11 protein-coding genes are annotated in these 12342 nt (G+C 63.0%); 3 read left to right on the top strand and 8 right to left on the bottom strand.

The window, feature by feature from the left end; genetic code table 11:
- Positions 1–5: 5 nt before the first annotated feature.
- Positions 6–908 (bottom strand): hydrogen peroxide-inducible genes activator, encoded by a 903-nt coding sequence (locus CGS25_RS00290; protein WP_101674187.1) that lies wholly within the window; start codon positions 906–908, stop codon positions 6–8.
- A gap of 59 nt (positions 909–967) precedes the next feature.
- Between CGS25_RS00290 and CGS25_RS00285 the strand changes: the two genes are divergently transcribed.
- Positions 968–1792: an NAD-dependent epimerase/dehydratase family protein gene (locus CGS25_RS00285; RefSeq protein WP_101674186.1), complete on the top strand. Its 825-nt coding sequence runs from the start codon at positions 968–970 to the stop codon at positions 1790–1792.
- A 46-nt stretch (positions 1793–1838) separates the two neighbouring features.
- Here CGS25_RS00285 and CGS25_RS00280 read toward each other — a convergent pair whose 3' ends face one another.
- Positions 1839–2273, bottom strand: a complete 435-nt coding sequence (locus CGS25_RS00280; protein ID WP_089034002.1) for a CBS domain-containing protein — start codon at positions 2271–2273, stop codon at positions 1839–1841.
- Positions 2274–2719: 446 nt separating this feature from the next.
- Between CGS25_RS00280 and purE the strand changes: the two genes are divergently transcribed.
- Together purE and CGS25_RS00270 are read left to right on the top strand one after the other, a co-directional pair.
- The gene (purE, locus tag CGS25_RS00275; RefSeq protein WP_089034003.1) at positions 2720–3211 is read left to right on the top strand and encodes a 5-(carboxyamino)imidazole ribonucleotide mutase; all 492 of its coding nucleotides are present in this window, start codon (positions 2720–2722) and stop codon (positions 3209–3211) included.
- Between the two features lie 35 nt (positions 3212–3246).
- Positions 3247–4362, top strand: coding sequence for an ATP-grasp domain-containing protein (locus CGS25_RS00270; protein ID WP_232802170.1), 1116 nt, complete (start codon positions 3247–3249; stop codon positions 4360–4362).
- A 234-nt stretch (positions 4363–4596) separates the two neighbouring features.
- Here CGS25_RS00270 and CGS25_RS00265 read toward each other — a convergent pair whose 3' ends face one another.
- The 6 genes from CGS25_RS00265 to gmk all read right to left on the bottom strand — a co-directional run bounded on the left by CGS25_RS00265 (position 4597) and on the right by gmk (position 12338).
- The gene (locus CGS25_RS00265) at positions 4597–5988 is read right to left on the bottom strand and encodes an alpha/beta hydrolase family protein (RefSeq protein ID WP_232802169.1); all 1392 of its coding nucleotides are present in this window, start codon (positions 5986–5988) and stop codon (positions 4597–4599) included.
- A 490-nt stretch (positions 5989–6478) separates the two neighbouring features.
- Positions 6479–8251: an alpha/beta hydrolase family protein gene (locus tag CGS25_RS00260; RefSeq protein WP_089034004.1), complete on the bottom strand. Its 1773-nt coding sequence runs from the start codon at positions 8249–8251 to the stop codon at positions 6479–6481.
- A 324-nt stretch (positions 8252–8575) separates the two neighbouring features.
- On the bottom strand, positions 8576–8968 hold the full coding sequence (locus tag CGS25_RS00255; RefSeq protein WP_089034005.1) for a RidA family protein: 393 nt from the start codon (positions 8966–8968) through the stop codon (positions 8576–8578).
- 42 nt (positions 8969–9010) lie between these two features.
- Positions 9011–11125 carry a bifunctional GTP diphosphokinase/guanosine-3',5'-bis pyrophosphate 3'-pyrophosphohydrolase gene (spoT, locus tag CGS25_RS00250; RefSeq protein ID WP_089034006.1) on the bottom strand — a complete coding sequence of 705 codons (2115 nt, stop codon included), beginning with the start codon at positions 11123–11125 and terminating at the stop codon, positions 9011–9013.
- A gap of 287 nt (positions 11126–11412) precedes the next feature.
- Positions 11413–11676, bottom strand: coding sequence for a DNA-directed RNA polymerase subunit omega (rpoZ, locus tag CGS25_RS00245; RefSeq protein WP_089034007.1), 264 nt, complete (start codon positions 11674–11676; stop codon positions 11413–11415).
- Positions 11677–11705: 29 nt separating this feature from the next.
- Positions 11706–12338, bottom strand: coding sequence for a guanylate kinase (gmk, locus tag CGS25_RS00240; RefSeq protein ID WP_101674185.1), 633 nt, complete (start codon positions 12336–12338; stop codon positions 11706–11708).
- Positions 12339–12342: the final 4 nt, after the last annotated feature.

Genomic DNA, 12342 nt, shown 5'->3' with positions numbered 1-12342 from the left:
GGCCGCTAAGCGGCCAATCCCTGGCGGGGCACCGACTGACGCAGAACCTCAATGGCTTTGGGCCGGGGGAAGCTGTCCCGCCATACCAGGGCGATGGTGCGTGAGGGCACCGGCGCGGTGAACGGGCGCACCGCGAAAGTATCCTTGTCGTAACCGTGCTGGTAGAGCGCGGAGTCCGGCAAAATGGTGATGCCCAGCCCCGAGGCCACCATATGGCGCAGGGTTTCCAGGGAGCCGCCCTCGATCTGCACCAGATTGCGCTGGCGTTCGGAGGTGATCGCCGGGCACAGCTCCAGCACCTGATCGCGGAAGCAGTGGCCCTCGCCGAGCAGCAGCAGGGTTTCGTCGAGCAGCTGGTCGGGCTTGATGTGGGTCTGTTTGGTCCAGGGGTGATCGCCCGGCAGCAGCACCGAGAACGATTCCTCGTACATTTTTGCGCGCACCAGACCGCCGCCGGAAAAAGGCAACGCCACGATGATCGCGTCCAGTTCGCCACGCTCCAGTTTGCCGCGCAGCACGTGGGTGTAGTTCTCTTCAATGAACAGCGGCATCTCGGCGGCGGCGGCGCGCACTCGCGGTACCATGGTCGGGAACAGATACGGCGCCACGGTAAAAATGGCACCCACGCGCAACGGCGCGCCGAGCTGATCACGCTGGCTCATTGCCATCTGCTCAAGCAGATCGGCCTGCTCCAGCACCCGCTGGGCCTGGGCGACAATCGGTTCCGCCTGAGGCGTGACCACCACTTCCCGAGGCCGTCGCTCGAACAGCGGCATGCCCAGTTGCTCCTCCAGCTTCTTAATGGCGGCGCTGAGTGTTGGCTGGCTGACATTGCACACCTGGGCGGCGTGGCCGAAATGACGCTCGCGGGCGAGGGCGACCAGATAGCGAAGTTCTGTTAGGGTCATAAGCGCAACTTATTTTCTCAATGAGAGATCGTGCTGCCATTCTGCCGGACTCAACGACCATGAGCCATATTCTGATTGCCGGTCTGGGTGATCTGGGCGCCGGCCTGGCCCGGGCGCTGCTCGCCGATGGCCACCGCGTCAGCGGCATTCGCCGTGGCGACAGCGCACCGGCCGGGGTTGAACTGTACAGCCAGGACCTGTTTCAGGGGGCGGCGCTGCTGCCGCCGGACCGGGTTGATCTGCTGGTGATCATCCTCACTCCCAGCGACTATTCCGAGGCGGGTTATCTGGCCGCCTACCTGCGTGCCCCGCTGACCCTGCTGGATGCACTGGCCGCCCGCCAGCCGCTGCCGCCGATTCTGTTTGTCTCCAGCACCGCCGTGTTTGGTGACGTGCAGGGTGAGGTGGACGAAACCACGCCGCCCCAGCCAAGCCGCTACAACGGCCGGGTGATGCTGGCGGCGGAACAGGAGATCAGCGCCCGGGGGCTGGCCACGGTGGTGCGCTTTTCCGGCATCTACGGGCCGGGGCGCAGTCGTTTATTGAACAAGGTCGAGAAGCTGGCGCGCGGCGAGGAAGCCCTGCCCGCGCCCGCCTGGAGCAATCGCATACACCGCGACGATTGCGTCGGGCTGCTGCAGCATCTGGCCGGCCGCTGGCTGGCCGGCGAGGACGTGCCGCCCGTGGTGGTGGGCACCGACAATCATCCGGTCAGTAATCTGGACGTGTACGCCTGGCTGGCGCAACAACGGGGCTTGCCACTGACGGTGCCGACCGCCACGCCCACCGGCAAACGGATCATCAGCCGCTATATCGCCGAGGGGTTATACCGGCTGCGTTTTCAGGACTATCGGCAGGGCTATCAGGCGTTGCTGCCCGCTTAACCGCCCCGCGTCTGGCGCGCGGAGCGGTCTCTTCAGGGGGGTGGAGTCAGGCGGCGCGCTGGTAGCGCTTGCTGCACGAGGAAATCGAACTGGCCATGTCGTGGCTGTTGTCGCCGGCGGTGGCGATGTCCGACAGCGAGATCACGCCGGCCATGCTTTTGCTGTCCGGCTTGTCGAGAACGATCAGCCGCTGCACCTGCTGCTCCTGCATGTTGGCCGCCACGTCCGCGACATCGTCGGTGCTGTAGCAATACAGCACCATGCCGGTCATGCAATCCTTGACCGGCGTATCCGGGCCTTTTCCTTCGGAAAGGGCTCTGAGCACCAGATCACGATCAGTGACCATGCCGATCAGGCGATCATTCTCGCCCACCGGCACCACGCCCACGTGGTGTTCGCGCATCAGCTTCGCCGCTTGCTCGATGCTGCTGTCCGCCTCCAGGTAATGGGGCGAGGGGGTCATGACATCCTGTACTTTCATCGTCTTGCTCCTTTCGTCCGTTTCAAAGGGCCGCGTTTCGCGACCGTCCTTGCAACCTGGGCTCGGTGAATCGCCTTCACAAGGCGCAGTTGAGATCAATTCGCAATAATGAGCGGGTGCACAGGCCGAACTTTCATAAAAGCGCCGGCCTGGGGGGGCGGACGCTTCACCCCCAAGCCGGGCGGTTTGAGCCGCGCAAGGGCCTGTTTCGTTGCCGCAATGCCTTTGGAAACGGGGGCTTATGTTGGCGCCGGACGTTCGAGGTCAGACGTGCGACGCTTTGCCGGCCCACCGTGCTGGGCTGCCAATGGCGGCTGCGGTATCTTTGGGTGCCTTACGCGGCTTGTACCGTGCCGTGGAACGGGTAAAGTATTGCCCTTTTTCAAGCGCCCCCCAGGGCGCCCTGAGGCAGTCGGCGCGCCCGCGCCGGCCTAGGGAGTGGAGCGATGACAGTACCGGTAGCCGTGGTGATGGGCTCGCAATCCGATTGGGAGACCATGAAAGAGGCCTGCGACGCCCTCGGTCAGTTCGCCGTGGGCTGGAAAGCGCAGGTGGTTTCCGCGCACCGTACTCCCGAGCGGCTGTTTGAGTTCGCCCGGGGCGCCGTGGACGACGGCTATAAGGTGATCATCGCTGGCGCCGGCGGCGCCGCTCATCTGCCAGGCATGATCGCCTCGATGACGCCGCTGCCGGTGCTGGGCGTGCCGGTGCAAAGCCGCGCGCTGTCCGGGCTGGACAGCCTGTTGTCGATTGTTCAGATGCCCCGTGGCGTGGCCGTGGGCACGCTGGCGATCGGCGCCGCCGGCGCCTACAACGCCGGCCTGCTGGCGGCACAGATGCTGGCTGCCCACGACCCGGCGCTGCTCCAGCGCATCGCGGATTGGAAGGCGTCGCGGGCCGATGAAGTCCTGGCCAACGCCGACCTCGGCCAGGGTTAGGCCGGGCGGGGCCCGCTGGATTAAGGGAGAGCAAGTTGGAAAATGCGATCAATCGCGTGCTGGTGCTTGGCGGCGGCCAACTGGGTCTGATGATGGCGGAAGCCGGTGCCCGGCTTGGTCTGGTGGTGGATCGCTACGACCCGGAGCGCGCGGTGCTGCTGCCCGGCACCTCGGATCTGCCGGTGCCGATCACCTGGGAAGAATGTTTGCAGCGCTATCCGGTCATCACCGTGGAGCGCGAGGCGTTCCCGGACACCGGTCTGTCCGCCCGCCTGGCGGACAGCGAGCGGTGCGTGGCGCGCGGCGCTCTGGCGGTGATTCCCGACCGCTTTGACCAGAAATCCATGCTCGACTGGCTGGGCATCGCCAGCGCCCCCTGGCGGACCCTGGAGCGCGCCGAGGATCTGAGCGCGGCGATGGCGGAATTCTCTGGCGTGGTGGTCAAGGCGCGCAGCGGCGGCTACGACGGCCGTGGCACCTGGATTGTCGGCGACGGCGGCCGCCTGGACGCGGTGCCAGCGACGGAGCTGGCGGGCCGGGCGATCATCGAAAAGAAGATTCCATTCCGCCGCGAGCTGTCCATTGTCGGCGCGCGCAGCACCCGTGGCGAAACCCTGTTCTACCCGCTCACCCGCAACTGGCACGTGGACGGCATTTTGCGTCTTAGCCTGGCGCCGGCGAACGCCTGCGTCGCCCTGCAGCCGCGGGCCGAGGGGATTCTGCGCCGCATCATGGAAGAGCTGGACTACGCCGGGGTGATGGCGGTGGAGTTCTTCGAAGTGGACGGTGAGCTGCTGGTCAATGAGATCGCGCCCCGGGTGCACAACTCCGGCCACTGGACCCACGAAGGCGCCGACTGGTCGCAATTCGATCTGCACGTGCACGCCCTGGCCGGCGTGCCGCTGCACTCGCTCAACGTGCACGGCCCCAGCGCCATGGTCAATCTGATCGGCACCCCCTTTGACCAGGCTTGGCTGCAACACCCCGGCGTGGTGCACTGGTACGGCAAATCGGTGCGCCCGGGCCGTAAGGTGGGCCACGCCAATCTGACCGCCGGCACCCTGGAAGGGCTCAGAAACGGCCTGCGCGCCTGGGCCGACGTACTGCCCGAGGGCTTTGAAGCGGTGCTGGATTCGGAACTGGGGTTGTAGGGGAGGGGCGTGAAAGCGCTTCCCTTGCCAGGCTGATAAGCCGGCCGGCTGCGCCGATTCGCGGTCAGGGACCGCTCCCACAGCGGAATCCTTCAGCCGGGCCGCTCTACAGCGCCGCTGTGGGAGCGGTCCTTGACCGCGAATCTTTTAGCCAAATAGCAGCACCGCCTTTCCCTTGAGTAAAAAAACCACCGCCAAAGGCGATGGTTTTTTTGTGCCAGCGTGCCAGCGTACTTACTGAGGCGTACAGCCAGGCAGGCCGGCGCGGTCGTCGCTGAACTGGCAGCCGTACAGCGGGTCGGCGACAGTGTCGGCGTCGAGCACGTCATCGCCGTCGGGTTTGATGCCGTTCTGTTCCCAGTTGATCATGTCGGCGAAGGCGGTTTCCTGCTCATCGAGGGTGTAGTCGCAATGTCCCGGTGAGCGGATCGCCCGTTGCACCAGCCAGTCGCCACTGCCGTTGGCGTTGGCGCGTTCGCGGTAGATCTGGCCGTGGTGAAATGGCACGTACAGATCGCCCAGGCCCTGCAGGCTGACCACCGGAATGCTGAACTCACCGTTGACCACCGGAATCCAGCGCAGGCCATCGTCACGCAGGGCGTTGGCGTCCGGGTCGTTGGGCGCGCGCAGGATGCTCTCGTTGAACGCCTGCTCTTCGTCGCTGACGGTGTTCAGATCCTGGTCGAGCTGGTAGGCGTAGCCTTCGTTACCGGACAGATCGTCGGCGAGAATGCCGTTGACGGTGCCATCGCGGCCACCGGTGCCCATCACCACGCCCCAGTAATAGGTGCGGAAGCCGATGTCGAAGATCGGCCGATCGCCGCCGCTGAGGTCGCGCACCAGATCGGCCATTTTGTCGCCGGTTTCCGTGGTCACGCCTTGCACGCCCACCGCCGGCACCACGTCCCAGAACACGCTGTTGATGGCGTCCACGTCGAAGTTGGTGGCCGGGAAGCTTTCCAGGGGCGGCGCACTGTCGTCGGCCAGGTGGGCCAGGTGCTGAGCGCCCAGGGTGAAGCGGGCCAGGTAATCGAACTCAAAGGTGTCGCCGACCACGCCGCACATCGGCACGGCGCCGTTGTATTCCACGTGGTTGTTGGCGGTAGCGTAAGCTTCTTCCTCGATGGCGGCGGCGGTGACATGGCCGCCCATGGAATGGCCGGTGATATAGATTTTGCTGGGCTCGTTGAGAGTGCGGCCGTTCTCTTCGGCGATCTCGGTGAACGCCAACGCCAGCTCGTTGGTGTCTTCCACCCCGGTGCGCACATCGTAATAGTTGGTGGAGTAACTGGACGCGGCCCAGGCGTAGCCGTGTTCCAGGAGCCAGCCGCGAATCGCCGGGTCGGACACGCTCAGCTCGGAGCCCTCACCGCGATAACCGTGGGCGTACATCACCAGCATGCCGTTCCAGTCGTCCGGCACTTCCACGCGGTAGCCGGCGCCATTGGGGCGCACGCCGTACCATTGATCGGCTTCCAGGGCGCCTGCCAGTTCATCGAAAGCCAACTCTTCTTCATTGACCGAGAAGCTGCGGGTGTCCTGTACCCGTTCAGGCTCTTGGTCGCCGCCGTCGTGGTGGTCGCTGTCGCCGCCGCAGGCGGTGAGCAGCAGAGAGGAGGCGAGCAAGGCGCCGCCCAATGTTTTCGTCAGTCCTTCCGTCGATATTATGGAATGGGGTTTCACGATTTTGTCTCCCGAGACAGTTTGATATTTTTATTGGCCCGCCGGTTTATGTTTCGCAGTGCGAAACACTGTTTTGTATTGACGGACAAGTAATATCCGCTCCCGGCGAAAAAAGTGTCAAGCGTTTACCGTTTCGGTGCCGTGGGAACGTGCCCGGGCTGAGAGATGCATCAACAAAGTGGTGGTGGCCGCGTTAAATTGCATTGGATTGTTTCAGGCGGCGGTGCGGGGGGCTGGCTGGGCAGGCAACACGCGACACGCAACAACACGCGACACGCAACACGCAACACGCCAAACCCGCTTGCCGTTCTCGAAGATGGGGTTTTATGTTGGCGTCCAGCGTCCAGCGTCCAGCGTCCAGCGTCCAGCGTCTGACGTCAAAAAAAAGGGCCCCGAAGGGCCCCGCGAAATCTCGCAATTAAAGCAACGTTGTTTAGAAATCCACTCGTTGGAACATCACATCGGTGAGCTGGATGGTGCCGGCCGGGGTTTGGTCGAACACCACTTCCAGGGCTTTGACGTGCTGGTAATCGATGCCATCGAAAGCGGTCAGCGGAATGTCCACGGCGTTCAGGGTGGTTTTCTGGGAGCCGTGGTTGGTGTCGTCGTAGAAGGCGCGGCCGGGCGGGAAGAACAGGGCGTCGCTGTAATCGTCGGCGGCGACCGCCACCCGGTTGCCGTCCATGTCTTCGAGCACGATGTGGAAATCCTGGCCAGCTTCATTATCCAGGTCGCCGTGGGAGATGCCCACGCGCAGGGTGACCACCTGGAAATCGGTCACGTCCTGGTCCAGCAGTTCGGTGCGGTAGGTGGCGGTGGTGTCCCAGGCCATGAACAGTTGCTCGGCGGTGTTGAAGGTGGGCGTGGCCACGTCGCAGCCTTCGCCGGGGCGGCCGTTGGTCTGGCAGATGCCGAAGTTGGAGAAGCCATCGAACGTCACCGCGCCGCCCAGGTTGTTGGTGGTCAGGCTGGCCGGATCAAGGGTGTCGTCGACCACCAGGCGGTCTTCCGCCGGGGCGTGAACGGACAACAGATAACGGTCGTCGCAGGGCGCGCCGTTGGGGCAGATGCTGTCGGGCACGCTGGCCTGACCGCTCCAGTAAGAGGCGTATTCCTGCTCGCCGCCGACGAAGTAACGGAAGAACGAGGCGACAAAGAACAGGCCCTGGGCGCGTTGCAGTTCGGGGGTGTCACGACCATTGCCGGCGGCGTTCTCGCCACACCAGGGGTCGTCGCCGTCGCTGTCCAGAATGGTCCAGTCGTCCGGACGGCTGTCGTCGGTCCAGACCGTGTTGTAGTAGTTGTGGTTGGCGCCCATGGGGATCAGCTGGAACTTCGGATAGGGGTCGTTGGCCACCGCGTAGCGGCTGGTGTCGAAGGCATAGTTGCCCATCAGATCTTCCACGTCGCCGTCGCAATAACCGGCCAGCGCGGTGAACGCCACGTTGGATACGGTCAGGGTGTTGTAGTCGGTGGGCGCCATGGCGAACACCGCGGTGATGTTGATCGGCTCCGGCTGGTTGCGGTTGTACAGGACCGCGCGATCGACGCCTTCGCCGCCTCGGGAGTGCCCCATGATGCCGACTTTATCGAAGTTCAGTTTGCCAACCAGCGCATCGAAGCCGTTGCCGCCGGAGGCATTGATGGTGCGGAATTCATCCAGGTGCCGGTAAATCAACTGGGCGCGCGCCAGGGCGCCGGTGTCGCCATTGCCCGGGCTGCTGTCGTTGGCGTTGACGTAGTTGGCGTCGATGGAAAGCACCGCGTAGCCGTGGCTGGCCAGGTTCTCGGTGATGTACTCGTAACCTTCAAAACTGGGGATCGGGTCAGCGCAGGTGTCCGGATCGCGGCCACCGCTGTAACAGGTTCCGTGGCGGCCGTGCAGGATCAGCACCACCGGGAACGGCCCGGCCTGATCTTCGGGGTATTCAATGTAGCCATGAATGGTGGATTCGTAACTGTCGCCATTTTTTTCGTCGTTGAGGGTCATGCGACCGAAGTCGTATTCCTCGTGGGCGACGGCGAAATCGCCCATGTCGGCCGGGTCGGCGGCGGTGCCGGAGTACACTGAATCCGGCGTGGTTTTCGCTTCCTCGCCTGAGTCGTGGTGGCTGGAGTCGCCGCCGCAGGCGGTCAGGCCCAGGCAGGTGGCAAACCAAAAGGCGCCCAGTGCTCTCGGCGCGGAGAGCGTATGGAACATGCTCATGTCGAAGCTTCCCCTTGATGGTGATGGTTGGTTTTTGCTTTTTCGGGGGCAAGGGAAAGCAATTTGAATGCCATCCGATATTTTTTTGTATTTATTAGCTATTTTGCAGGAATAAATGCCTGTTTTATTAACTGAATAATGAGCTTTGTAAGAAGCTTGATCCTGAGCGCGGGAGAATGATGCGTTAGCAAGAGGCAGGGCGCTTCAAAAACGGGCAAGGGGAAAAGCGGGAGGCCGGGGCAGGTGGTAACCGATGGTGCAAGGCGGGTGCGCGATAATGGGATGTCGGCGCCTCGCCGGGGCGAGGCGCCATACAGCGGTTGTTCAGGCGATGTCCATGATCGCGTCCATTTCGACGCCGGCGCCTTTAGGCAGCGCGGCCACGCCGATGGCGGCGCGGGCCGGGTAGGGTTGTTGAAAATAACCGGCCATGATTTCGTTAACCAGAGCGAAGTGGCTCAGGTCGGTAAGAAAAATATTCAGTTTGACGATGTCCTGAAGCCCGCCGCCGGCGGCCTCGCACACGGCGCTGAGATTGTCGAACACGCGGCGTATCTGCGCCTGCATGTCGCCTTCGCCGCCCACCAGCTCCATGGTGGCCGGGTCCAGGGGAATCTGCCCGGACAGGTAAACGGTGGAGCCGGCTTTGATGGCCTGTGAATAGGTGCCAATGGCCGCCGGGGCGCGGTCGGTGTTGATCACGGAACGGTTGGACATGGTCTTCTTCCCAACAATAATGGTGGCCCGCCGGGGATTCCGTCAGGCGCTGATGCGGTGAATCCTCACAACATTGTCCAGGGTGCGCAAGCGCTTGATGATGCGCGCCAGATGAATGCGATCCTTGACGGTGAGGGTGACGTTGATCACGGAGAGAGTCGGGTCTTTCTCCGCCATGTCGATGGTGTCGATGTTCGAGCCCAGCTCGGAAACGCTGTTGGCGAGCGTCGCCAGCACGCCTTTTTTGTTCATCAGTTCAATGCGCAGGCCGGCGGTAAACTCCTGCTCCACCTCTTTATCCCAATTCAGGGCAATGCACTTCTCCGGCGCGCTGCGCATTTCCGCGAGCAGGTTCTTGCAGGTGTCGCGGTGCACCACGATGCCACGGCCGGCGCTCAGATGGCCAATTATGGTGTCGCCGGGCAACGGGTAACAGCATTTGGCGTAGGTGACCGTCAGCCCCTCGCTGCCGCGAATCGCCAGGGGCCGGCGGTCGTCTTCGTCGTGGCGGTCATCGCCGAGCACGCCGGAAAGTTTGCGCGCCACCAGAGGCGCCAGGCGGTTGCCCATGCCAATGTCTTCCAGCAGAGCATCCAGGCTGGGGTAATTGTAGGTCAGCAGCTCTTTGGCCACGGTGGTCGCGGGAAGCTGCTCGACATTCATGTCGTAGCCGCCCAGTGCTTTATCCAGCAGGCGGCGGCCCAGTTCCACCGCGTCTTCCTGTCGTTGCTGCTTGAGGAAATGACGGATGTTCGAGCGCGCCTTGCCGGTGACCACGAAGTTCAGCCAGGCGGGGTTGGGGCTGGCGTTGGGGGCGGTGATGATTTTCACCGTCTGGCCGGATTCCAGTGGCGTGGACAGCGCCGAAAGCTTGCCGTCCACCCGCGCCGCCACGCAGCGGGTGCCCACCTTGGTGTGCACCGCATAGGCGAAATCCACCGGCGTGGCGCCGGCGGGCAGCTCCTTGATGTCGCCCTTGGGCGTGAACACATAGGCCTCGTCGGGGAACAGATCCACCTTGACGTTCTCGATAAACTCCATGGAATTGCCGGCCTTTTGCTGCAATTCCAGCAACCGCTGCATCCAGGATTGAGCGCGTGTGTGGGTGGGTGAACCGGACTCGCCTTCGGCCTTGTAGAGCCAGTGGGCGGCGATGCCGTTATTGGCCATCGCTTCCATTTCCTCGGTGCGGATCTGGATTTCCAGCGGAATGCCCGAATGCGCTTTCAGCGTGGTATGCAGGCTCTGATAGCCGTTGGCCTTGGGGATCGCCACGTAATCCTTGAAGCGACCGGGAATCGGGATGAAGTAATTGTGCACCGCGCCGAGCGCCCGATAACAGGTGTCGACGCGGTCGACAATGATGCGAAAACCAAACACGTCCATGATGTCGGAGAACGGCTTGTGCTGTTCTTTCATCTTCTGGTAGATGCTGTACAAATGCTTTTCGCGGCCCAGCACGCGGCCCTGAATGCCCTCTTCTTCCAGACATTGTTCGATGCTGGTCTTGATCGAAGAAAGAATTTCGCGGCGATTGCCTCGGGCGGATTTCACCGCCTGGCCAATCAATTTGGCGCGCATCGGGTAAATATTGTGGAACGCCAGGTCCTCGTACTCGATGCGCATGTTGTACATGCCCAGCCGGAACGCGATTGGCGCGTAAATCTCCAGGGTCTCGGTGGCGATGCGGCGGCGTTTCTCCGGCTTCATCACATGCAGGGTGCGCATGTTGTGCAGGCGGTCGGCCAGCTTCACCAGGATCACGCGGATGTCGCGGGTCATCGCGAGCATCATTTTGCGCAAATTCTCGGCCTGTTGTTCGGCTTTTGATTCGAACTTGATCTGCGCGATCTTGGACACCCCGTCCACCAGCTCGGCGACCTCTTCGCTGAACTCGTTGGCGAGCTGCTCCTTGCTGATGCCGGTGTCCTCGATCACATCGTGCAGCATGGCCGCCATCAGCGAGGCGTGGTCCATGTGCATGTCGACCAGAATATTGGCCACCGCCAGGGGGTGGGTGATATAGGGGTCCCCGGTGCGCCGGAACTGCCCTTCGTGGGCTTTTTTCGCGAAACGATAGGCGCGCGTCACCTGGGCGATCTGATCGTCCGTCAGGTAGCTGTGAAGCCGTTTTTCCAAATTGCGGATAGAGGGCAAGGTTCCTCGCCGGGCGCGTCAGGTTGGTTGATCGTCCAAGTGGTCCATGTGGCTGAGAGTGACAGAATTAGCCGCATGGACCACCAGCTTAGATTTGACGTGACGATTTGTCCACGACGCTGCCGTGAGTGCTTGAAAAGAAAAGGGTTTTTAAGAGAAAGGGCTTTGAGGAGAGCGGGCGGCGCCTGATGGAGCTGAGCGGAGGTGGCGCGCAGGCGTTGTGAGCGGCACGGCGGTGACCACGCGGCGGCCAGCGCCGCGCTGTCATTCGAAGCCTGATCCGGTGTTTATTCGCCGAACGACTGGGTCAGCAGGGCCAGGTCATCGACCTCGCCATCCTGGTCGAGCATCGGCGCTTCGACGGATTCCGCGTTCACGTGGCCTTCGGCGATTTCGCGCAGAGCCACCACGGTGGGCTTGTCGTTCTCCCAGGCGACCCGAGCCTCCTTGCCACCGCTTTGCAGCTGATGGGCGCGCTTGCTGGCCACCAGAACCAACTCGAAACGGTTGTCCAGGTGTTCCAGGCAGTCTTCTACGGTTACACGGGCCATGGTGTTCTCCTGTTGCAGGGAGCGGGATTTTACTGGGTTTCGGGGCCTGACAACAAGTCGGCGAGCGTGGCGGCCTGGCGAACCGCCTGGCGGTCGGTGGTCAGGCGGTTCGCCTCGACGATGGCGGACAGCTCGTGAAGGGCATGCTCGAAGTTGTCGTTGACCACCAGATAGTCGAATTCGCCGTAGTGGCTCATCTCTTCGCGGGCGCCGGCCAGCCGGCGCTGGATCACGGTTTCGTCGTCGGAAGCGCGGCTGCGCAGCCGCCCGGCCAGGGTCTTCAGGCAGGGCGGCAGAATAAAGATGCTGACCGCCTCGGGCATCACATGGCGAATCTGCGAGGCGCCCTGCCAATCGATCTCGAGGATCACGTCCTCGCCGCCGCGCAGGGATCCTGCCACCCAGTCGGCGCTGGTGCCATAGAGGTTACCGAACACCTCGGCGTGCTCCAGGAAACGGCCTTCCTCCACCAGCCGCACGAAGTCACGGCGCTCGATAAAGTGGTAGTTCTGGCCGTCCACTTCGCCCTCGCGACGGGGCCGGGTGGTGTGCGAGATCGAGATCTTCAGCCGTGGCAGCTTGTCCACCAGCGCCGCCACCAGAGAGGTCTTGCCCGCGCCCGAGGGGGCCGAAACAATGTACAGGGTGCCTTTATCGGCCATAACG

This window comes from Alloalcanivorax mobilis, from assembly GCF_002864685.1.
In the GTDB taxonomy this organism is placed as follows: Bacteria; Pseudomonadota; Gammaproteobacteria; order Pseudomonadales; family Alcanivoracaceae; genus Alloalcanivorax; species Alloalcanivorax mobilis.
Note: the sequence above shows the minus strand (reverse complement) of the source record. Positions and strands in the feature narration are given on the sequence as shown.